Source organism: Brevibacterium sp. LE-L (genome assembly GCF_050214925.1).
In the GTDB taxonomy this organism is placed as follows: domain Bacteria; phylum Actinomycetota; class Actinomycetes; order Actinomycetales; family Brevibacteriaceae; genus Brevibacterium.
Window position 1 is genome coordinate 3,484,947 of record NZ_CP189759.1, and the last position, 22,100, is coordinate 3,507,046.

The 22,100-nt window shown below is 66.8% G+C and carries 18 protein-coding genes; 4 read left to right on the forward strand and 14 right to left on the reverse strand.

The window, feature by feature from the left end:
• Nucleotides 1–36: 36 nt before the first annotated feature.
• Together ACQE2J_RS15925 and ACQE2J_RS15930 are read right to left on the reverse strand one after the other, a co-directional pair.
• Nucleotides 37–1,431, reverse strand: coding sequence for an FAD-binding oxidoreductase (locus tag ACQE2J_RS15925; protein ID WP_240689536.1), 1,395 nt, complete (start codon nucleotides 1,429–1,431; stop codon nucleotides 37–39).
• A 74-nt stretch (nucleotides 1,432–1,505) separates the two neighbouring features.
• Nucleotides 1,506–2,567, reverse strand: a complete 1,062-nt coding sequence (locus ACQE2J_RS15930) for an aminotransferase class I/II-fold pyridoxal phosphate-dependent enzyme (protein WP_135537342.1) — start codon at nucleotides 2,565–2,567, stop codon at nucleotides 1,506–1,508.
• Between the two features lie 214 nt (nucleotides 2,568–2,781).
• Between ACQE2J_RS15930 and ACQE2J_RS15935 the strand changes: the two genes are divergently transcribed.
• Nucleotides 2,782–4,257 (forward strand): malate:quinone oxidoreductase, encoded by a 1,476-nt coding sequence (locus ACQE2J_RS15935; RefSeq protein WP_135537343.1) that lies wholly within the window; start codon nucleotides 2,782–2,784, stop codon nucleotides 4,255–4,257.
• 103 nt (nucleotides 4,258–4,360) lie between these two features.
• Here ACQE2J_RS15935 and ACQE2J_RS15940 read toward each other — a convergent pair whose 3' ends face one another.
• The 3 genes from ACQE2J_RS15940 to ACQE2J_RS15950 all read right to left on the reverse strand — a co-directional run bounded on the left by ACQE2J_RS15940 (nucleotide 4,361) and on the right by ACQE2J_RS15950 (nucleotide 8,021).
• Nucleotides 4,361–5,185 (reverse strand): bifunctional allantoicase/(S)-ureidoglycine aminohydrolase, encoded by an 825-nt coding sequence (locus ACQE2J_RS15940; protein WP_426936582.1) that lies wholly within the window; start codon nucleotides 5,183–5,185, stop codon nucleotides 4,361–4,363.
• A gap of 29 nt (nucleotides 5,186–5,214) precedes the next feature.
• Nucleotides 5,215–6,522, reverse strand: coding sequence for a DUF6986 family protein (locus ACQE2J_RS15945; RefSeq protein WP_426936583.1), 1,308 nt, complete (start codon nucleotides 6,520–6,522; stop codon nucleotides 5,215–5,217).
• Nucleotides 6,523–6,641: 119 nt separating this feature from the next.
• A complete protein-coding gene (locus tag ACQE2J_RS15950) occupies nucleotides 6,642–8,021 on the reverse strand; it encodes an NAD-dependent malic enzyme (RefSeq protein WP_426936584.1) in 1,380 nt (459 codons plus the stop codon).
• Nucleotides 8,022–8,183: 162 nt separating this feature from the next.
• Here ACQE2J_RS15950 and ACQE2J_RS15955 point away from each other — a divergent pair, with 162 nt between their 5' ends.
• Nucleotides 8,184–8,966 (forward strand): IclR family transcriptional regulator, encoded by a 783-nt coding sequence (locus tag ACQE2J_RS15955; protein WP_135537347.1) that lies wholly within the window; start codon nucleotides 8,184–8,186, stop codon nucleotides 8,964–8,966.
• A gap of 148 nt (nucleotides 8,967–9,114) precedes the next feature.
• Here the strand turns inward: ACQE2J_RS15955 and aceE are convergent, their stop codons facing one another.
• The 4 genes from aceE to uraD form a co-directional block, all read right to left on the reverse strand.
• Nucleotides 9,115–11,868 carry a pyruvate dehydrogenase (acetyl-transferring), homodimeric type gene (gene aceE, locus ACQE2J_RS15960; RefSeq protein WP_426936585.1) on the reverse strand — a complete coding sequence of 918 codons (2,754 nt, stop codon included), beginning with the start codon at nucleotides 11,866–11,868 and terminating at the stop codon, nucleotides 9,115–9,117.
• Between the two features lie 115 nt (nucleotides 11,869–11,983).
• On the reverse strand, nucleotides 11,984–12,868 hold the full coding sequence (pucL, locus tag ACQE2J_RS15965; protein ID WP_425119296.1) for a factor-independent urate hydroxylase: 885 nt from the start codon (nucleotides 12,866–12,868) through the stop codon (nucleotides 11,984–11,986).
• Nucleotides 12,869–13,025: 157 nt separating this feature from the next.
• Complete coding sequence (gene uraH / locus ACQE2J_RS15970) at nucleotides 13,026–13,349, reverse strand: hydroxyisourate hydrolase (protein ID WP_425119295.1); 324 nt, start codon at nucleotides 13,347–13,349, stop codon at nucleotides 13,026–13,028.
• Complete coding sequence (gene uraD, locus ACQE2J_RS15975; protein ID WP_426936586.1) at nucleotides 13,346–13,840, reverse strand: 2-oxo-4-hydroxy-4-carboxy-5-ureidoimidazoline decarboxylase; 495 nt, start codon at nucleotides 13,838–13,840, stop codon at nucleotides 13,346–13,348. The genes uraH and uraD overlap by 4 nt, the downstream gene beginning before the upstream one ends.
• Before the next feature lie 189 nt (nucleotides 13,841–14,029).
• Between uraD and ACQE2J_RS15980 the strand changes: the two genes are divergently transcribed.
• Together ACQE2J_RS15980 and bcp are read left to right on the forward strand one after the other, a co-directional pair.
• Entirely contained in the window at nucleotides 14,030–15,241 is a 1,212-nt protein-coding gene (locus ACQE2J_RS15980; protein WP_426936587.1) for a glycerate kinase, read from the forward strand.
• 14 nt (nucleotides 15,242–15,255) lie between these two features.
• Nucleotides 15,256–15,729 carry a thioredoxin-dependent thiol peroxidase gene (gene bcp, locus ACQE2J_RS15985; RefSeq protein WP_426936588.1) on the forward strand — a complete coding sequence of 158 codons (474 nt, stop codon included), beginning with the start codon at nucleotides 15,256–15,258 and terminating at the stop codon, nucleotides 15,727–15,729.
• A 67-nt stretch (nucleotides 15,730–15,796) separates the two neighbouring features.
• Here the strand turns inward: bcp and ACQE2J_RS15990 are convergent, their stop codons facing one another.
• The 5 genes from ACQE2J_RS15990 to ACQE2J_RS16010 form a co-directional block, all read right to left on the reverse strand.
• Nucleotides 15,797–16,786: a DUF559 domain-containing protein gene (locus ACQE2J_RS15990; protein WP_425119293.1), complete on the reverse strand. Its 990-nt coding sequence runs from the start codon at nucleotides 16,784–16,786 to the stop codon at nucleotides 15,797–15,799.
• Between the two features lie 150 nt (nucleotides 16,787–16,936).
• Nucleotides 16,937–18,292: an allantoinase AllB gene (gene allB / locus ACQE2J_RS15995; RefSeq protein ID WP_426936589.1), complete on the reverse strand. Its 1,356-nt coding sequence runs from the start codon at nucleotides 18,290–18,292 to the stop codon at nucleotides 16,937–16,939.
• Nucleotides 18,293–18,383: 91 nt separating this feature from the next.
• Entirely contained in the window at nucleotides 18,384–20,177 is a 1,794-nt protein-coding gene (gene gcl / locus ACQE2J_RS16000; protein ID WP_426936590.1) for a glyoxylate carboligase, read from the reverse strand.
• A 147-nt stretch (nucleotides 20,178–20,324) separates the two neighbouring features.
• Nucleotides 20,325–21,212, reverse strand: coding sequence for a 2-hydroxy-3-oxopropionate reductase (locus ACQE2J_RS16005; RefSeq protein WP_135537356.1), 888 nt, complete (start codon nucleotides 21,210–21,212; stop codon nucleotides 20,325–20,327).
• A gap of 30 nt (nucleotides 21,213–21,242) precedes the next feature.
• On the reverse strand, nucleotides 21,243–22,073 hold the full coding sequence (locus ACQE2J_RS16010) for a hydroxypyruvate isomerase family protein (protein WP_135537357.1): 831 nt from the start codon (nucleotides 22,071–22,073) through the stop codon (nucleotides 21,243–21,245).
• Between the last annotated feature and the right edge of the window lie 27 nt (nucleotides 22,074–22,100).

The following is a 22,100-nucleotide window of genomic DNA, read 5'->3' on the forward strand; positions in this document are numbered from 1 at the left end:
GGCCGAGACGTCCTCGACGATCCGGCCCCTGAAGTCTCAGCCGAGCATCTTGCCCGGGTTGAGGATCCCCAGCGGATCCACGGCGGTCTTGATCCCATCCTGCAGGGAGCGCGCCCCCGCATCGAGCTCACGGACCAGCCAGTCCCGTTTGAGGTACCCGACCCCGTGCTCGCCGGTGATCGTCCCACCGAGGTCGAGCCCGAGCTGCATGATCTCAGCGAACGTCTCCTTCGCCTCGGCCACGCTCGCCTCATCCGAGGCATCGAAGAGCACGCTCGGGTGCATGTTCCCGTCACCGGCATGACCGGCCGTGGACACCTCGACCGTGTGCCTGGCATCGATCTCGGCCAGACGTGCGAAGAACTCGCCGAGGCGGGACCGCGGCACGCACACATCGTCGATGAGTTCGCCCCCACCGATCGTCGACACGTACTTCTCCAGCGCTGGCGACACGGCCCGACGTGCGGCGACGAAGAGCTCGGAGTCGGCGGGGTCGTCGGAGAAGAAGACCTCGCTGGCCCCCTGCTCCTCGGCGATGGTCTGGAACGATTCGAGTTCTGCCACTCCGGAGGCCCCTGGAGCGTCGGACTGCACGAGCAGCAGCGCACCCGCCTCATCGGGCAGACCGAAGTCCCCATAGGCGTTGACCATCGCCACCGTCGCCCCGTCCATGAGTTCGAGCATCGAGGGTGCGGCGCCGGAGGCCATGTACGCAGACACCGTTCGGCCTGCCGATTCCATGTCCGGGAAGATGCCGACCCCGGTCACCGGCAGCGCCAGCAGCGGTTTGAGCCCCAAGGTGATCTCCACGATGACGCCCAGAGTGCCCTCGGAGCCGATGAACAGGGCAGCCAGGTCGAGGCCGGCCACGCCCTTGGCCGTCTGACGGCCCAGCTTCGTCACCGTGCCATCGGCGAGCACCACGGTCAGCGCCCGCACATAGTCCTTCGTCACCCCGTATTTCACACAGCACATGCCCCCGGCGTTCGTGGCAACATTGCCGCCGATCGTCGAAATCGCCACCGACCCCGGATCCGGAGGGTAGGACAATCCGTGCTCGGCCAGGGCATGCTTGAGATCCTGGTTGATGACACCGGGCTGGACCCGGCAGGTCTGATCGACCTCATCGATGTCGAGAATCGCATCGAGCTTGGCGACATTGAGCAGAATCGCCCCATCGACGGCGTTCGCCGCTCCGGACAGGCCCGTCCGCGCGCCCTGCGTGACGACGGGGACCCGATGCTCCGCAGCGAAACGCATCACCGCCGCCACGTCATCGATGTTCGCGGCCCTGACCAGAGCCAGCGCAGCACCGGCCGGACAGAACAAGGCCTTGTCCGACGAGTAGGAGTCGATGACGTCGCGGTCGGTCACAAGCGCATCCGGACTGAGCACAGAGGCGAGCTCCGGCAGCGGCGCTTGCGTGTTCACAATCGGGCCCCCGTTCTCAGTCGAATCCCCGCTCCCGGTCGAATCCGCACTCACGGTCGAGTTCGCACTCGTCGTCATAGAGCGGCAGCGACCTTGAGCACGCGTTCGAGAGCCTCATCGGGTCCGATGCTCACCCGCACACCGCCCTGCAGACGACGCACGGCTACGGCCTGTTCAGCGCAGGCGCCTTCGAACGCGACTGCCGCCTCGGGGTCGAGGGCGATCCACACATAGTTGCCCTGTGCCTCGGGGACCGTGAGACCCAGCTTGCGCAGCTCATCGGCGAACCGGTCGCGCACCGTCGCAACCTGCTTGGCCCGCACGGCCACCTCGTCGATCCGAGCCAGAGATTCCCGAGCCGCGGCCTGGGCACCGGCGGTGACGGAGAACGGGGCGATGACCTGGCGCAGCGCCGAGGCGATCTCGGCATCGGCGATACCGAAGCCCACCCGCAGACCGGCCAGCCCATGGGCCTTGGAGAAGGTTCGGGCGAGGACGAGATTCGGATGCTTCCGCCGCGCCGCCAGACCATCGGCCGCCTCGCTGGCGAATTCGAGGTACGCCTCGTCGAGAACGACGATGACGTCCTCGGGCACCTCGGTGAGGAACCCTTCGAGTTCGGCATCGGTGATCGTCGGACCCGTCGGGTTGTTCGGCGAGCACAGCAGCACGAGCCGGGTCGTGTCATCGATGGCCGCGGCCATCGCACCGAAGTCGTGGCGACCGTCGTCGAGGAGGTCGACGGGGCGCTTCTGCGCACCGCGGGCGGCCGCGAGGATCGGGTACATCTCGAACGACGGCCACGGGTAGACCACGGACGTGCCGTCCTCGAGCGTGATGTTCGTCAACGCTGACAGGACTTCGGAGGCACCGGCGCCGGGGACCACCTCAGCGGGTTCGACCCCGAGGTGGGAGGCGATATCGGCCACGAGCGCGGCCGACGTGGGGTCGGGATAGTTCCCCGGAATCGCCGAGGCGGAGGCGACGGCGTCGAGGACGCCTGGCAGCGGCGGCAGGTGGTTCTCGTTCGAGGACAGTTTGTACGGAGTCAGGCCCGGGGAATTGACGGGAGGCTTGCCGGGGGCATACGGAGGGAACTCGGCCAGCGCGTCACGGAGAAGGAAACGTTTGGACATGTGCCCATATTTGCACACCTTGTGGCACGCGACACAGACTGTCTTGCCAAAGTGTCCGATCGGTCGGATCTGCACGGTTTTCGCGGACACCCATCCGCTGTGAGAATGCTCTCCCACCGCGGGCCCCGGTCGGCCCTGGTTACGGCACTGCGGCATCCGAAGAGTACGCTGAGAGACAACTACAAGCAGTCAGTGACGAGGAATGAGAGTCCAAATGCCCTCACCGCAGGAAAAGGTCGACGTCGTCTTGATCGGCGGCGGCATCATGAGCGCCACGCTCGGTGCCATGCTGACCGAACTTCAGCCCGACTGGGACATCCGTGTCTACGAGAAGCTCGACTATGTGGCCACGGAGAGCTCGGACCCCTGGAACAACGCCGGCACCGGCCACGCCGCACTCTGCGAACTCAACTACACCCCCGAGGACTCCAATGGTCATATCGACCTGGAAAAGGCCTCGAACATCAACCAGCAGTTCCATCACTCGCGCCAGTACTGGTCCCACCTCGTCGACACCGGTGTGCTCACTGACCCGAAGTCCTTCATCAACCCCATCGCCCACGTCAGCTACGGACGCGGCGACAAGGGACGCGACTACATCAAGAACCGCTACGAGCAGATGGTGCGCAACCCGCTGTTCGCGGATATGGAGTACACCGAGGATCCGGCCACCCAGGCCGAATGGCTGCCGCTGATGTTCGAAGGCCGCGGCCCCGGACAGGTCAACGGCACCTCGCGCATCCAGCAGGGCACCGATGTCGACTTCGGCGCTCTGTCGAGTCAGCTGCTCAGCTACGTCGCCGACAAGGGCGCGACCGTGCGCACCAGCCACCAGGTCACCGACCTCGACCGTTCCTCCGACGGCTGGACGATCACCGTCAAGGATCTGCTCTCGCATGAGACCCATCAAGTGGGCGCGAAGTTCGTCTTCGTCGGTGCCGGCGGCGGAGCCCTGCCGCTGCTGCAGAAGTCCGGCATCCCCGAGGGACGCGGCTACGGCGGCTTCCCGGTCTCCGGCTACTTCCTGCGCACCGCGAACCAGGATCTCGTCACCCGCCACCAGGCGAAGGTGTACGGCCAGGCCGCTCAGGATGCTCCCCCGATGTCCGTGCCGCACCTCGACACCCGTGTCGTCGACGGCAAGGACTATCTCATGTTCGGCCCCTACGCCGGCTTCTCGCCGAAGTTCCTCAAGAAGGGCCGTTTCACCGATCTGCCGTTCTCCGTGCGCGGAAACAACATCGCCACGATGCTCAATGTCGCCAAGGACAACACGGACCTCGTCACGTATCTCCTCGGTGAGCTCGCCGCGACGAAGAAGGCCCGCTTCGAGGCCCTGCACAACTTCATCCCCTCCGTCGACCCCAGCGACTGGGAGCTCATCCAGGCCGGTCAGCGCGTGCAGGTGATGAAGAAGGATCCGAAGAAGGGCGGTGTCCTTCAGTTCGGCACCGAACTCATCTCGTCCGCCGACGGTTCGCTGGCGACTCTGCTCGGTGCTTCACCGGGTGCGTCGACGGCCGTGCCGATCATGATCGAGCTGCTCAAGACCTGCTTCCCGCGTGAGTACGCGGGCTGGGAGAAGAACTTCAAGGACATGATCCCCTCGCTCGGCCGCGACCTCGCCGACGACGAGACGCTGCTCAAGGAACTCTCCGAGTACACCTCGCGGACCCTGCAGCTCATCTGAGTCGGTTCGTTCCAAGACTCAACTGCGCGCCGCCGAAACAGCGGAAACGACAACTGCTTGCCGGAATCACTTCCGGCAAGCAGTTGTCGTTTTCACGCTCGGTTCAGAGTTCGACCTGACGGTTGACGTCCTTGTAGAGCAGGTAGCGGAACCGCCCCGGTCCCCCGGCGTAGCAGGCCTGCGGGCAGAACGCGCGCATGGAGATGAAGTCGCCTTCCTGCACCTCGACCCAGTCGCCGTTGAGACGGTAGACGGCCTTGCCTTCGAGCACGTAGAGCCCGTGCTCCATCTCGTGCGTCTCCGCGAACGGAATGACCGCACCGGCCTCGAAGGTGACGATGTTGACGTGCATGTCGTAGGCGAGATTCTCCGGATCGAGCGGACGCGTCGTCCGCCACCGGCCGTCGGTGCCGGGCATCGGCGAGGGCTCGGCTTCGGCCTCGTTTCCGAACTTCGCCTCCGGGGTCAGCCCGGCCACGGGCTGATAGCGTTTGCGCACCCAATGGAAACGGGCCGCCTCGGTGCCGGTGGACTTCGCGGACCACGTCGAACCGGCCGGCAGGAACCCGAACCCGCCGGGGGTGAGAGTGTGGGCCTGCCCCTCGTAGGTGACCTCGAGCTGGCCGGCCATGACGAAGAGGAATCCTTCGACCTCGGGCTGCGGTTCCGGCTTCTCGGAGCCGCCGCCGGGGGTGACTTCGAGGATCGTCTGCGAGAACGTCACCGCTCCCCCGGCCACGGGTTTGCTCAGCACCCAGGACCGTGTCCCGGTCCATTCGGGAAGATTCGAGGTGACGATATCGCGCAGCACTCCGCGCGGGATGACCGTATAGGCCTCGGTGACCAGGGCGCGGTCGGTGAGCAGATCCGACTGCGGAGGGTGGCCTCCGGTCGGAGCCCAATAGGTGTAGGGATCGGTCGTCGTCATGGGCGGGGTCTCCTTCGGTCGGTGTGTTCTCAGTCCAGGGATCCGGTGCGGGCGAGCTGCCCGAGTTCGGCAAGGCTGAGGTTCGTGCGGGAGGTCACGAAATCCTCGGTGTGGGCACCGCAGACGAGTCCGCGGTCGAGGTAGCGGGCGAGCGCCTTCGCGGTCGCCGGTTCGTCGAGGACGGTCGAGTCCGCTTTGAACACATAGTTGTACAGGCGCTGGGCGGCCTTCGCTCCGCCTTCGCGGTAGAAGGCGAAGGTCGCGAGGAACCGGGTCGGCAGCTGATGCGGGTGGAGGTCCCAGCCCTGGTAGATTCCGCGCTTGAGATGGCGGCGGACGAGGCTGGCGTGCAGTGCCCACCCGTGGTGAACCTCGGAAGGTTCGCCCAGCGGGAGGATGTTCGTCGAACCGTCGGAGAGGTGGACCCCGGTGCCGGCGACGGCGAGCATCATCTGGTTCTTCGCGAAGTCCGCAACCGGGTGGTCCATGGCCTGGTAGGCCGCGGCCACACCCAGCGACGCAGAATAGTCGTACGTGCCGTAGTGCAGAGAGGTGACCCGACCCGCCCCCACATGCAGGGCCGGGGCCAGCGGCACGGTGCCATCTGCGCCGAGGATGAGCTGCGGGGTCTCGACCTGGATCTCGAAGGTCAGTGTGCCCTCGGCCAGGCCGTGTTCGGCTTCGAGGCTGCGGCAGGCGATCACCATGGCGCGCACCTGGTCGATTGTGGTGACCTTCGGCAGGGTGAGGACGAGGTTGTCCGGCAGCTGCCCGCCGGCCCTGACGAGTTCGGAGAGGAAGAGGTCGAGGGTGCGCAGCCCGCGGGCTCGTGTGTCCTCCTCCATGCACTTGAAGCGGATGCCCACGAACGCCGGTGCCCCGGTCTCGCTGCGCCCGGCCACCGCGTCGCGGGCGGCCTGGATCACCCACCGGTCTTCGTTCTCATCGCCCTGATCGCCGAACCCGTCTTCGAAGTCCAGGCGCAGGTCCTCGATCGGTTCGCGCTCGAGCTTCGCGGTGACCGCCTCGGCGAGCATTTCGGCTTCCCGGGCGACCTGGTGGAGGCTGGGCATCTGCCCGGCGGGGCCGGGGCCGGCTTCCTTGCGGGCGGCGGTGATGACGCGTTCGGCCAGTTGGAGCATGCCCCCGTGGGCCTCGACGCATTCGAGCGCCTGCTGGCCCCACTGGTACGGCAGGTCCGGTGTCGTTCGGTCCCCGGGCACGTAGACGGTGTGCACGGGCTGGCGCACATCCCGTTCGCCCGGATAGCTCCGCTTCAGGAGCTCATCCGTGTCCCCCAGCAGTGAGTCGATATCAGCCAGTGTTGATCGTTCCACTTTCACATTCTCTTTCTCTGCACAGGATTCAACGGCGGGGCGGCGATGCCGGGCCTGTGTTCATTGTCTCTCATTCCCCGCACCTGGGCACGGCGACTCTCGGAGCGGCCGCGCTCCGTTCAGGACGAAACCGCCGCGACCGCCTCGGCGACCTTCGCCGCGACCTCGGGGTCGAAGACCGAGGGGACGACGTAGCCGGGGTGGAGTTCGTCCTCGGGGATGCACGAGGCGATGGCGTCGGCGGCCGCGACCATGATGTTCTCGTCGATGTCGGTCGCCTCGGCGTCGAGCAGGCCGCGGAAGATGCCGGGGAAGGCGAGCACATTGTTGATCTGGTTCGGGTAGTCGCTGCGCCCGGTGGCGACGACAGCTGCGTGCTTCAGCGCCTCGGCGGGGTCGACCTCCGGGTCGGGGTTGGCCATGGCGAAGACGAGGGCGTCGGAGTTCATCGCCTGGATGTCGGAGCCGTCGAGGACGTTCGGGGCGGAGACGCCGATGAACACATCCGCGCCGACGACGGCTTCCTTGAGGGGTCCGTCGAAGCCTTCGGGGTTCGTGTTCGCCTGCAGCCACTTCTTGTGCTCGGTGTCGACGGTCGAGTGCGGGCCGATCGCGCCGCCTCGTCCGCAGGCGATGATATTCGTGGCCCCCGCGACCTGGAGGAGTCGGATGATCGCGTTTCCGGCCGCCCCGACGCCGGAGACGACGATGCGCAGGTCCTCGATCCTCTTGCCCACGACCTTGAGTGCATTCTTCAGTGCGGCCAGGGTGACGACGCCGGTGCCGTGCTGATCATCGTGGAAGACCGGGACGTCGAGCTCTTCGCGCAGTCGGGCCTCGATCTCGAAGCAGCGCGGGGCGGCGATGTCCTCGAGGTTGATGCCGCCGTAGGCCGGGGCGATGGCCTTGCAGATCGCGATGATCTCCTCGGTGTCCTTCGTGTCGAGGGCCACCGGCCAGGCGTCGACGCCGGCGAACTGCTTGAACAGCACGGCCTTGCCCTCCATCACGGGCATGGCCGCCTCGGGGCCGATGTCGCCGAGTCCGAGCACCGCGGTGCCGTCGGTGACGACGGCGACGGTGTTGCGTTTGATCGTCAGCCGCCGGGCATCGTCCTTGTTCTTCGCGATCGCCTGGCACACGCGGGCCACGCCCGGGGTGTAGGCGCGGGAGAGATCATCGCGGTTGCGCAGGGGCACCTTCGGGGCGGATTCGAGTTTGCCGCCGAGGTGGAGCAGGAAGGTCCGGTCCGAGACCTTGCGGACCTCGACCCCGGGCAGCTTCTCCAGCGCGTCGGAGACCTCACCGGCATGGGCGACGTCGCGGGTGTCGGCGCTGACGTCGATGGTCACCGTGTGCGGGGTGGATTCGACGACGTCGAGCGCCGTGACTCCCGCACCGGTGGCCGCGGCTGCGGCCATGAGGTCGGACGTCGACGACTCTCCGACGGTCGTGCCGACGCGCAGGGTGATGGAGTATCCGGGACTGGTTGCAGCCATGGGCAATATCCTCTCTGATATTGAATTTCCGTATTACGGACATTATCTTCTACCTAGTGGAAATTCTAGAGGTTATTCACCGATTCGGAAAGTTTCTTCCATTTCGGGATTAGACTGAACCCAGTTTCACAGCCGAAACATCCCCCGGAAGAAGGATGATCGATGAGCAGCAAGGACACTCCTGCAGTCCGCCAGACCAAGGGCGGTGTGCAGTCCGTCGAGCGTGCGTTCGGTCTGCTCGAATGCATCGCGAACTCCGCGGGCTCGGCGACGCTGAGCCATATCGCAGCCGACGTCAACCTGCCCTTGCCCACAATCCACCGTCTGCTGAACACGCTGGTCAACCTCGGCGTGGTCCGGCAGCTGCCCAATCGCGGCTATGCGCTGGGTCCGGGGCTCGTGCGGCTGGGCAACCTCGCCGGCTCCCAGCTCGGGGCCATCGCCCGCCCCTACCTGCGCGACCTCGTCGCCGAACTCGGTGAGTCGGCGAATGTCGCGACGATGGACGGGGACATGGTCGTCTACGTCGATCAGGTCGCCTCCGAACGTCAGATGCGCATGTTCACCGAGGTGGGACGCCGGGCGCATATGCACGACACGGGCGTCGGCAAGGCGATCCTCGCCGGCCTCGACTCCGAGCAGGTCCGCCACATCGTCACGACCGCGGGCATGCCCACACCCACGGAGTTCAGCATCGGTTCGGTCTCCGAACTCGAGGCCGAGCTCGAGCGCATCCGCGAACGCGGCTATGCCATCGATGAGCAGGAGCAGGAGCTCGGGGTGCGGTGCTTCGCAATGGCGATCCCCGATTCCCCCGCACCGCTGGCGATCTCGGTGTCAGGGCCGGTCAGCCGCGTCGACAAGAGTTTCGCCGACCGCGCCGTTCCGCTTCTGCGGGCCGCCGCCGACCGCATCTCCGCGGAGATGCAGGGCACCGACCGGTAGTCGGCGCCACCAGTCGTCTCCGCCGAAACACGGGCGTTGGACCGAGACCCGGGTGTACACCCGTGCTTCGGTCCAGCGCCCGTGTTTCGGTGCCGAAGCCCAGGGGCTTGCCCTGGGGATTATCCCAGAGCAGCCCAGGGCTGGGGTCCTAGGAATCGCCGCCGGCGGTTCCCGAGGTCCCGGCGTTGACATCGGTGAGTCGGTAGCGTCGGGCCGCCTCGGCAGGGGTGCCGGGATCGACCTCCCCGCGTTCGGCCAAGAGCTGCAGGGTTCGGACCACCATCGAATGGGCGTCGATCTTGAAGTGCCGGCGAGCCGCCGCCCGAGTGTCGGAGAAGCCGAAGCCGTCGGCACCGAGCGTCGCGAAGTCGTGCGAAAGGAACGGCCGGATGAGGTCCGGCTGGGTCGAATCGAAATCGCTTGTGGCCACGATCGGTCCGGCCTCGGCCCCGAGGCGCTGGCGCACATACGGCACACGCGGTTCTGCCTCGACCTCGTGCAGCTTCGCCGCCTCCATTTCGAGGGCGTCCCGGCGCAGCTGCGCCCACGAGGTCACCGACCACACGGCCGCATCGACGCCCCAGTCCGCGGCGAGCAGCTCGCGGGCCTCAAGCGCCCAAGGCACGGCCACGCCGGAGGCGAGCAGCTGCGCTTGCGGGCGGGACCCCGGTTCCGCCTCGGCGCCGGAACCGGCTTCCGCGATCCGGTGGATGCCGCGCAGGATGCCCTCGACGTCGACATCATCGGGTTCGGGCGGCTGAAGCATCGGTTCGTTGTACACGGTGAGGTAATACATGACATTGCGCGCATCCTCGCCGAGGTCGTGCTCGCCGTACATGCGATGCAGCCCATCACGGACGATGTGGCCGATCTCGTATCCGTAGGCCGGATCGTAGACGCGTACGGCCGGGTTCGTGGCCGCCAGCACCGGCGAATGCCCATCGGCGTGCTGGAGCCCCTCCCCGGTCAGGGTGGTGCGTCCGGCAGTGGCGCCGATGATGAACCCGCGGGTCATCTGGTCACCGGCGGCCCAGAAGGCGTCGCCGGTGCGCTGGAAGCCGAACATCGAGTAGAACACATAGATCGGGATCATCGGTTCGCCGTGAGTGGAGTAAGCGGTGCCGGCGGCCGTAAAACCGGCGGCGGCACCGGCCTCGTTGATGCCCACGTGGAGCAGCTGACCCGAGGTCGCCTCCTTGTAGGAGAGGAAGAGCTCACGATCGACGGCGAGGTAGTTCTGCCCGTTCGGGTTGTAGATCTTCGCGGTCGGGAAGAACGCGTCGATGCCGAATGTCCGGGCCTCATCGGGGATGATCGGCACGATCCGCTCCCCGAGTCCCTTCTCCCGCATGAGGTCCTTGAGCAGTCTGACGAAGGCCATGGTCGTCGCGGCCTGCTGCTGGCCCGACCCCTTCTTCGTCTGCGCGAACGCCTTGTCGCTGACCGCAGGCAGGGTCACCTTGCTGTTCTCCGGCTTCCGCGCCGGCAGGAACCCGCCGAGCTCGCGGCGCCGCTCAAGCAGGTACTGGATCTCCTCCGTTTCGGTGCCCGGATGGTAGTAGGGCACCGCGTAGGGGTCGTCGTCGATGACCTTGTCGGAGATCGGGATGTCCATCCGATCGCGGAAGGCCTTGACGTCGGCGGCGGTGAACTTCTTCATCTGGTGCGTGGCGTTGCGGGATTCGAAGCTCGTACCCAGCCCGTAGCCCTTGACCGTCTGGACGAGGATGACCGTGGGCCGGCCCGTGGTGTTCACCGCCCGCTGATAGGCGGCGAAGACCTTGTGGTAATCGTGGCCGCCGCGCTTGAGGTTCCAGATGTCGTCATCGCTGAGATGCTCGACGAGGCCCTTGGTCACCGGGGAGCGGCCGAAGAAGTTGTCGCGGATGAATCCACCGGATTCGGCTTTGAAGGTCTGGTAGTCCCCGTCGAGGGTCTCGTTCATGATCCGCACGAGTTCGCCGGTGCGGTCGGCGGCCAGGAGGTCGTCCCATTCTCGACCCCACAGGACCTTGATGACGTCCCAGCCTGCGCCGGTGAACGTCGCTTCGAGCTCCTGGACGATCTTGCCGTTGCCGCGCACGGGCCCGTCGAGGCGCTGGAGGTTGCAGTTGATGACGAAGGTGAGGTTGTCGAGCCCCTCATTCGCGGCCAGCTGCAGGGCCCCGCGCGATTCGGGTTCGTCCATCTCCCCATCACCGAGGAACGCCCACACCCGCTGATCGGTGGTGTCCTTGATCCCCCGGTGGTGCAGGTAGCGGTTCATCTGCGCCTGATAGATCGCGTTGATCGGACCCAGCCCCATCGACACGGTCGGGAACTGCCAGAATTCGGGCATCAGCCGCGGGTGCGGGTAGGAGCTCAGCCCGTGCGGAGCACGTGAGACCTCCTGCCGGAACCCGTCGAGATCGGCCTCGCCGAGGCGGCCCTCGAGGAACGCACGCGCGTACATTCCCGGTGAGGCGTGGCCCTGGAAGAAGACCTGGTCGCCGCCGCCGGGATGGTCCTGGCCGCGGAAGAAGTTGTTGAATCCGATCTCGTAGAGGGTTGCGGCTCCGGCGTAGGTAGAGATGTGTCCGCCCACGGAGATCTCGGGTCGCTGCGCGCGGTGGACGAGCATGGCCGCGTTCCAGCGCAGCCACTTCCGGTAGCGGCGTTCGATCCGCTCATCGCCGGGATAGGTCGGTTCCTGATCGGCGGGGATCGTATTCACGTAGTCGGTGGTGGTGACCTTGGGCTGGGCGACGGAATTCGTGGCCGCGCGACGGCGCAGCGCCTCCATGATCTCGCCGGCGCGCAGAGTTCCGCGCACGTTGACGAGTCCCTCCCAGGACTCGAGCCATTCATCGACCTCTTCGTCGGTGGTGCTCCTCAGACTCGCCGAGGTGGTGTCCTGTGTCATTTCGGGGTTTCCTTCTCACGGGGTCCGGGCTCCCGGAGCCGTGTCCCGGCCGGGAGCCCGGAGACGGAAAGACCTGCTGCAGCGGCTCTGCTGACTCAGCAGGTGGTGCGCCGGGTCAGCAGAAGCCGGCGATCTGTGCCCACGCGTCCTTGTTCTCGTCGACGCCTTCGCGGGTGAACGTGGCTTCGATGAGGCCGTAGGGACGGTCGGCGACGATGAAGACCTCGTTCGGGTTCTCGAGCCCGAAGCGTTCGATGTCGTAGAGGAAGTGGTGCTTGTTCGGGCAGGAGAAGCGGATCTCGTCGATCTGCGGCACGGCCTCGATGACCTTCTCACCCATCTGGTAGAGAGTGTGCTGCAGAGCGTGGGAGAAGTGGTCGGTGAAGGAGTCGAGGATGATCTCCTTGACCTGCTTGTACACGGCCTCGAAATCGAGATCGGTGGAGTTGTAGATCCACCGGGTGGCGATGTCGGTGGCGAGGATCCGGTCCTCGGTCTCCGGCAGGGTCGTGTACTTGTCCTTCGGGTAGCCGACGAAGCCCGATTCGGTCGTCTTGAGCACGGTGAGTCCGTTGAAGCCGGAGATCAGTGTGTCCTTGTCGCCGTCGCGGGTGAACACGGCGGTGCGCACCTCAGGGGCGGACTTGAAGAACGAGTGATTGTGATCGTTGATCCGGCTCCAGCCGTACTCCTCGGCTTCCCAGCGTCCGCCGGTGACCCAGTCGAAGCTCGAGGTGAAGTGGTCGGCCAGACCCATGATGAACTGCTCGGGTGAACTCACGCCCAGTTCCTTGGCCTTCGCGAAGACCGTGTTCTTCTGCGTATCGGTGGCGACGACGTGTTCGTTGTTGCCTTCGGTGTGCGCGGTCTCGAAGTCGCCCCACAGCTGTGAGGTGACATTGAGATCGCGGAGTTCGTGGCGTTCGGAGTCGCGGTAGACCCGCATCAGTCGGTTCTCCGCCTTGCCGTACTGGTTCGATGTCAGTCGGACCTTGCTCATCTTGATGCTCCTCCAGTTCGTCGGCATGCGGGCATGCGCATACCGTGACCATTCGATTGACGAGGCCTGCCGGCGAGTTTCCGGTCGGCTTCGGCGGTTTGTTGAGGATCTGATCCTGCAGGGGGCCTGCTTCCCCTGATGTCGCTGTGGGGGCGGCTCAGCTGCCGCGGTAGGTGCTGTAGGCGAAGGGGCTCAGCAGCAGCGGGATGTGGTAGTGAGCCTGCCCGGCCTGGACGGTGAAGTCGATCGTCACCACGGGGTGGAAGTGGTCGATGTCCCGGGCGGCGAAGTAGGCGCCGGTGCCGAAGACGATCCGGTAGTCACCGGGTTCGAGGTGGTCGGGGCCGAAGTCGGAGACGCGCCCGTTATCGTCGGTGCGGGCCGAAACGATCTCTTCGTCGCCCGCGTAGAGGGTGACTTCGAGGTCTGCGGCAGGAGTACCGACGGTCGAGTCGAGGGCGTGGGCGGTGATGAAGCTCATGCGAGGATTCCTTCGAGTCTCAGGGCGGCGATCTGGATCAGCTGTTCGCCGACTTCGGCGGTTTCGTCCGCATCGGTGTTGTCCATGCGCCGCTGCAGCTCGGACAGGACCTCTGCGGGTGTGCGCCCGGCGGCACGGATGAGGAACACTCGGTCGAAGCGTTCCTCGTAGGCGGCGTTTCCGGCGGCCAGCTGCGATTGCACCTCATCGTCGAGGGTGCCGAGTCCGGCCTGTTCACGACTCGAGTGGGCCGCCTCGGCGCTCTGTCCCTTCGCTTTCTCCCCGATGCGGGGGTGGTGGGACATGGCGGCGTCGATCTCGTCGGTGCGCAGCGGGGTGGCGTCATTGCGTGCCGATTCCAGCGCGGAGTCGAGGTCGGGGAACGGCCGAGCGGCGATGACCGCGTCGATCCACCGGTCGACGTCGAGGCAGGGGCGCAGAACATTCCGGGCCTCGTCGGCTGGGAGTCGATTGAACTCGGCCAGGTCCACGGTGACCTCCTTGACGTGCACTGACGGGTTTTCACGGTTCGGAATACCATTTCCGAACAACTGGTTCGAGTGTGCTGGGCCTGCGCGGCAATGTCAAATTGCTCACACCATTTTGTGGAAACTTTATTCCGAATCGTGGATAATGACATGAGGACGATCCCACTCCCGACGATGAGGTTGAATGAGGGAATGAGCGACACATCTTCGACACACAGCACCTCGGCACCGGCCGCACGAACAGCTGCGGCCGCGTACCCGAGGATCGTCTGCGCCCCTGATTCCTTCAAAGGCTCGGCATCCGCGCCGGCGGCCGCGGCCGCTTTGGCCCGCGGCGCCCGCACGGCCTACCCGCACGCCGCCGTGACCGAGCTGCCCTTCGCCGACGGCGGGGAGGGCACCCTTGACGCGCTGCTCGCGGTCTGGGGAACCCCGCGACGCACCGTGGACACGGTCGACGCCCTGGGCAGGGCCGCCTCGGCGGCGTTCGGCATCTCCCCCGACGGCACGACTGCGGTCATCGAGGCCGCGCAGGCCAACGGACTGCCCCAGGTCTCAGACGTGCCGCTGCAGCCCGAGCGCGCCGACACCTTCGGGGTCGGACTCATCGCCCGGGCCGTGCTCGATCTCGGCGTCGAGGAGATCCTGCTGTGCATCGGCGGTTCGGCGAGCACCGACGGCGGAGTCGGCATCGCCGCGGCCCTCGGCGCCCGCTTCGTCGATGCCGGCGGCGCTTCCGTCACTCCCGGCGGCGGAGGGCTGGCCGCGGTCGCCGCCGTCGACACCACGGATCTCGACCCGCGCGCCCGCACGGTGCGCTGGCGCATCGCCGTCGACGTCGACAATCCGCTGACCGGACCCCGCGGAGCCGCCGCGGTCTTCGGCCCGCAGAAGGGCGCCGACGCGGAGTCCGTGACCGTGCTCGATACGGGGCTCGGCCACCTCGCCGAGGTGCTCGCCGCCTCCCCCACCGAGGCCGAGGCACTGGCTGCGACGCCGGGGTTCGGGGCCGCCGGCGGTATCCCATTGGTGCTCACGACGCTGTTCGGCGCCGAGGTGGTGCCCGGCTCCACCATGGTCGCCGAGACCGTGGGACTGGCCGCGGCCCTGGCCGAGGCCGACATCGTCCTCACCGGAGAGGGATCGTTCGACTCGCAGTCCCTGGGCGGGAAGGTCGTCGCGGCCGTGCGGCACCACGCCCCCGCCTCGGCGCGGGTGATCGTCATCGCCGGACGCGTCGGGCTCTCGCCCGCGCAGTGCCGGGAGGCAGGGATCACGGCCGCTCTGTCGATCGCACCGGGCCCGGCCGATCTGACCACCCTGTCCGAGCGCGCCGAAGCGCTCATCGAGGACACGGCCGCGCATGCGTGCGCACTCGTGGCCGCTGGAAGCACCACTCAATGACGAAAGGATTCACCATGATCACTCAGACTCAGCTTGCCGTCGGGGACATCGCTCCCGACTTCTGCCTCACCGACGCCGAGGGGCGGACCGTGTCGAAGGAGGACTACGCCGGCCGCCGCGTCATCCTCTACTTCTACCCGAAGGCTGCCTCGCCGGGCTGCACGACCGAAGCCTGCGATTTCCGGGACAATCTCTCCGCGCTCGCGGCCGCCGGGTTCGAGGTCCTCGGCATCTCGCCCGATGATACGGAGTCGCTCAAGGAATTCGCCGCCGAGGAGAGGCTGACGTTCTCTCTGCTCTCCGATGAGGGCGCTGCCGTCGCGAAGGCCTACGGCAGCTACGGGCAGAAGACGATCGGCGAGCACACCTTCCAGGGCACGCAGCGTTCAACCTTCGTCATCGGCGCCGACGGCACCCTCACCCACGCCGAATACAATGTCGACGCGCGAGGCCACGTCGCCCGCCTCCGCACCCAACTCGGTGCCTAATTGCTACCCGACGGCGGCCCAGCAACCTCGCGCCAGGTTGCTGGGCCGCCGTCGGGTGCTTCCGCGATCATCCGGTGCGCAACCGTGAGGCGAGCACGCCGAGGATCCGCTCGAAGGGCGCGGTGCGGAAGAGTTCGCCGAAGGTCAGACGGATGACCTTGTAGCCTCGGGCCTCGAGAGCGGCCTCCCGTGCCTTCTCTGCGGCGATGCTCGCGCGGGGAGTCCGGCCGTTCATCGTGTACTTCTCGACGCCGTCGATCTCGACGATGAGTTTGGCGTCCCGATGGCAGAAGTCGACGCGGGCAAAGACCTCGCCGTGGTCACCGAAGAATTCGACCTGCGGTTCGAAGCCGGCGACCCCGTGTTCGAAGAACCGCACGGCGGCGATGGACTCCGACGGTGCCTCCCTGCGCCCGTCGGTCAAGTTCAGCGCGCAGAGGACGGCAGCGTCGCCGCGGGATTCCGGGCACTCCTCGAGGACGGCCTCCAACCGCAGCCGGCTTGTCAGACGTCGGCGGATCGCCTCGTCGAGCATCGGCACGGACACATCAGGGTCGTAGTCGCGGGCGACATCGATGAGCGTGCGCTCCACCGTCGTCACCGCGTAGATGCCGACCATCTTCCGATGCGCCGAGGGGATCTCCCGGTTGCGGACGTAGAGGTGACGGTACTTGCGGCTGACGTTCGGTCGGAACACCTCCACCCGCGTCTGTGCAGGGTAGGCAATCGGCAGACCGTGGACGAGGGCGGCCGAGAGGTGGGAGAAGACCTCGCGACCCTTCGTCACTCGCCAGCGCCCGGATGCAGTGTGGATCTGTTCGGCACGGGTGCGGATGAGGACCCGCAAGGGTTCGATCTCATCGCGCATATCGTCTCGGTGGGCGAACTCCTCGAAGTCCTCCTCACTCAGTGCCGCCCAGATGGCTTCATGCCGTGCGTCTTCGCAGGACCCGGTCGCCACATACCGCCCACGGGCGATGCGTCTCAGACAGCAGCGCACAGCGCGTCTGACTTCGTCCTTGGAAAACCCCAGCCGATACAGCTTCGCGGTCGTCATACACAAGTACATGACACCAAACTGCATCATTCGACTCCGAACGGCAATAGGCGAAGGCAATCTGTGGATAACTTCTTCCCCGGACTACCCGACGGCGGCCCAGCAATCTCGCGCGAGGTTGCTGGGCCGCCGTCGGGTAGTAAGGGAGGGTCAGCGGGCGGTGAGGAGGTGGCCGGTCGGGGTTTCGAAGTCGACCGGGGCTCCCCGCAGCAGCGTCTGCACCACGCGACCGCGGACGGCGCGGGAGTCGTACGCGCTGATCTGGTTGCGGTGGTAGAGATCCGTGGCATGCACGGTCCACTCCTCGTCGGGGGCGAATACGGCGAAGTCCGCGTCATTGCCCTCAGCGATCGCACCCTTGTTCGCCACCCGGGCCACGGCCGCCGGTGCCGCGGACATCCAGCGGACCACCTCGGCGAGGTCGATGCCGCGCTTGGCCGCCTCGGTCCACACGAGCGAGAGCCCCAGCTGCAGCGAGGAGATTCCGCCCCAGGCCGCACCGAAGTCACCGGTGTCGAGCAGTTTGAGTTCGGCCGTCGACGGCGAATGATCGGAGACGATGCAGTCGATCGTGCCGTCGATGAGTCCCCGCCACAGCGCCTCCCGATTCGACTCCTCACGGATCGGCGGGCAGCACTTGTGCGTCGTCGCCCCGTCGGGGATCTCCTCGGCGGTGAAGACGAGATAGTGCGGGCAGGTTTCGACGGTGAGCTTGATGCCTTCCGCCTTGGCCGCAGCGATCTGGTCGAGCGAATCCGCCGAGGACAGGTGGAGGATGTGCGCCCTCGCCCCGGTCGCCCGCGCCGCGTCGATGACGCGGGCGATCGCGACGTTCTCGGCCTCGCGCGGACGCGTGGCGAGGAAATCAGCGAACTTCGGACCCGAGTTCTTCGGCACTTCAGCCATGACCGCATGGTCTTCGGCGTGGACGATGAGCATCCCGTCGAAAGCGGCGATCTCGGCCATGTCGGCGGCCATCTCATCCGGCTCCAGCGGAGGGAATTCCTCGACCCCGGAGTCCTCGAGGAAGCACTTGAACCCATAGACCCCGGCCTCGTGCAGAGGACGCAGATCCGCGGTGTTGCCGGGGATCGCCCCGCCCCAGAAGCCGACATCGACGAAGGCCTTGGGGCCGGCGACCTCGCGTTTGGCGTCGAGCGCGGCGACGCTGACCGTCGGCGGCAGCGAGTTCAGCGGCATGTCGACGATTGTCGTCACTCCCCCGGCCGCGGCCGCGCGGGTGGCGCTGGCGAAGCCCTCCCACTCGGCACGACCGGGATCGTTGACGTGGACGTGGGAGTCGACGAGCCCGGGCAGCAGCACCTGATCGGCTCCGACCTCGATGATCGTCGCCCCCGCCGAGGCGGCCGTATCCAGATCCTGGCCACCGCGGGCGATCGCGGCGATCGTTCCATCCGCGACACCGATCTTCACGGAGTCGGTGCCGTCGGGCAGCAGGGCCCTCTCGGCGTGGATGATCAGATCGAAGTTGGCGTCATTGCTCAATGTTCCTCCTCAGTCGCCCGACCCGGGCGGCCGGTGTATGCGGGTTCGGTATACCGTTCTAGCCTACTCGTCCCGGGCGTTTCGGCCCAGCCTATTTCGCTGCGGCCAGTTCTCCCATCGGTGTCAGCGCCGTCGGAGCGTCCGCCGGGGTCTGTGCCAGGGTCTCGAACTCGTTGATCGCATCGAGCGCGGCTCCCATCGAGATGTTCGTGATGCGTTCGAGGATGACCTCGACGACCACGGGCACCTGATGTTCGTCCATGAGTTCCTTGGCCACGCGCAGTCCTTCGCCGATGAGCTCGGGGTCTTCGACCCGCAGCGCCTTGCAACCGAGCCCCTGCGCCACGGCCACATGGTCGACTCCGTACCCCGCCGAGCCGGACCCGGCGGAGTTGATGTTCTCGAACGCCAGCGACACCTCGTAGTCCATCTCGAATCCGCGCTGAGACTGGCGGATGAGCCCGAGGTAGGAGTTGTTGACGACGACGTGGACGTAGGGGATCTTGTGCTGCGCGCCGACAGCGAGTTCTTCGAGCATGAACTGGAAGTCGTAGTCACCGGACAGGGCGACGACGGTTTCGCCCGGCTTGCCCCTGGCCACGCCGAGAGCCGCGGGCCCGGTCCAGCCGAGGGGGCCGGCCTGTCCGGCGTTGATCCAGTGCCTCGGCCGGTAGACGTGGAGCATCTGGGCTCCGGCGATCTGGCTCAGCCCGATCGTCGATACATAGGTGACGTCCTTGCCGAACGCCTGGTTCATCTCCTGGTAGACCCGCTGCGGCTTGATCGGCACCTCGGTGAAGTTCGTCTTCCGGTGCTCGGTCGACTTCCGTGCCGTGCACTCACCGGCCCAGCCGGTGAAGTCCGGCAGAGAGCCGGCCCGGTCGCGAGCGGCCGCAATGAGTGCCTCGAGGGCCGCTCCGGCGTCCGAAACCACCCCGTAGTCGGGCGAGAACACGCGCCCGATCTGCGTCGGTTCGATGTCGATGTGGACGAACTTCCGCCCCTTCCGGTAGACGCCGAGGTCACCGGTGTGCCGGTTGGCCCAGCGGTTGCCGATGCCGATGACGAGGTCCGATTCGAGGAAGGAGGCGTTGCCGTAGCGCACGTGCGTCTGGATGCCGACCATCCCGGCCTGCAGCACATGGTCATCGGGGATGGTGCCCCAGCCCATGAGGGTCGGTGAGACCGGAATCGAGGTGAGTTCGGCGAATTCGACGAGCCGATCGGACGCATCGGCGTTGATGATTCCGCCGCCGGCGATGATGAGCGGATGCTCCGCCTCGGCGATGAGGTCGAGGATCTTCTCCGCCTGCGCCGAGGTGGCCTCCGGCTTTGCGGGCGCCAGCGGTTCGTAGGTGTCGATGTCGAAGTCGATCTCGGTCTGCTGCACGTCGATGGGCAGGTCGATGAGCACGGGCCCGGGTCGGGCCGAGCGCATGATCTGGAACGCAGATTGGAAGGCTCCGGGGACCTGCCCGGCTTCGAGTACGGTCTTGGCCATCTTCGTCACCGGTTTCGCGATCGAGGCGATGTCGACGGCTTGGAAGTCCTCCTTGTCGAGCACGGCGACCGGGGCCTGGCCGGTGATGCACAGGATCGGCTGGGAATCGGCGGCCGCGGCGTAGAGGCCGGTGATCATATCGGTGCCGGCCGGCCCCGAGGTGCCGAGGCAGACGCCGATGTTGCCCGGTGCCGAACGGGTGTAGCCGTCGGCCATGTGGGAGGCCCCTTCGACGTGACGGGCCAGGGTGTGGCGGATGCCGCCATGGGCCTTCATCGCCGAGTACAGCGGATTGATCGCGGCTCCCGGCAGGCCGAAGGTCTCCGTCGCGCCTTCCTTTTCGAGGATGAGCACAACGGCGTCGACTGCGCGCATACGTGTCATTGTTCGTCCTTTGTTCATGAACCGACGACGACACTGTCGCCGGCTCGGTTCGTGGTGGGGCGGGGCCGTCGGTGTCGTTGGGCCGACGGCCCCGCCCGGCTGGTGTGGCCTCGCGACGGGCTGATCACCCTCGCCGAGGCGGCCGTTTCAGTTCTCGTTCTTCCCGGAGAGCTGTTCGACGACGGTGAAGAGACCCGAGTGGTCGAGTCCTCCGTTGCCCTGCTGCACGGTCGAGGCGACGAGCTGGGCGACGGCGGACCCGAGCGGGATGGCGACTCCGGCCTCTCGCGCGGCGGCGGTGACGATGCCCATGTCCTTGTGGTGGAGTGCCAGGCGGAACCCGGGACCGAACTCACGATCGAGCATCTTCTGCCCCTTCTGTTCGAGCACCTTGGATCCGGCCAGTCCCCCGCCGAGGACCTGCAGCGCCGGGGTGGTCTCGACGCCGTAGGCTTCGAGGAAGACGACGGCTTCGGCCAGCAGGCCGATGTTGCCGGCGACGATGAGCTGGTTGGCGGCCTTGACGGTCTGACCGGCGCCCGAGGGGCCGACGAGCACGATGGTCTTGCCGACGGCGTCGAAGACATCGGCCACGGAGTCGAAGTCGGCTCTGTCTCCGCCGACCATGATCGACAGAACGCCGTCGACGGCGCCGGGCTCTCCGCCGGAGACGGGAGCGTCGAGCGGTTTGAGTCCGGTTTCCTTCGCCTGCTCGGCGAGCTGCTTGGCCACGTCGGGGCGGATGGTGGAGAAGTCGATCCAGGTGGCGCCGGGCTCGGCGTGGGCGAGGATGCCGTCGTCGCCGGTGAGCACGGCTTCGACGTCGGGTGAGTCCGGGACCATGGTGATGATGACATCGGCACCGGTTACCGCCTCGGCGATGGTGGCTGCGGCGGTTCCTCCCGCCTCGGCGAGGGAATCGGCTTTGGCCGGGGTGCGGTTGAAGCCGCGGACGTCGAAGCCGGCGGCGACGAGGTTCTTGGCCATGGGCAGGCCCATGATGCCGAGTCCGATGAATGCGATTGTCTTGCTCATGGGGTTTCCTTCGTGTGGAGTTCGGGGTTCTCAGGCGGACTGGGCGGCGTGGGCCAGCCAGTCGAAGGCGGTGGCACGGTCCTGCTTGTATTCGAGCGCGACCGAGCCGGTGTAGCCGAGCGCATAGGCACGGTTGATCCAGTCGCGCAGCGGCAACGATCCGGTGCCCGGTGCTCCGCGCCCCTCAGCGTCGGCGATCTGGATGTGGCCGAAGTCGGCGGCCGCGGCTTCGATGACGGCGGCCACATCGTCGCCATTGACGCTCATGTGGAAGAAGTCGGCGAGCACGGCGATGTTCGATGGTCCGTCGGCGCGGACGGCGGCGACCACCTCGGCGGCGTCGGCGAAGCGCTTGAGCGGGTAGGCCTCGGCCCCGGAGACGGGTTCGACGAGGACGGTGCCGCCGATCGCGGCGACCGCGTTCGCGGCCAGGGAGAGGTTGGCGACGGCCGTGGCGTCCTGGCCGGCGGCGTCCTGGCCTTCGGTGCGCAGTCCGTAGAGGGCGTTGAAGGCGCGGCAGCCGGTGCGGCGGCCGATCTCAACGACGATGTCGACGTTCGCGGCGAAGTCCTCCTCGGCGCCGATGACGGAGACCATGCCTCGGTCACCGGCGGCCATATTCCCTGCCCAGAAGTTCAGCCCGGCGAGTTCGACTCCGGCGGTCTCGAGCGAGGCGATGAACTCATCGACCTCCGCCGAGGTGGGGCGCGGGTTGCCGTCGAAGGGCCACCAGAATTCGACGCGGTCGAAGCCGGCGTCCTTCGCGGCCTGGGCGCGTTCGAGGACGGGCAGTTCGGTGAGCAGGGTGGAGCAGTTGAGGATGTAGCTGTCGGGAGCGGTGAAGTCGAAGGCCTGGGTCATGGAGCTCTCCTTTGAGGATCTCTTTTT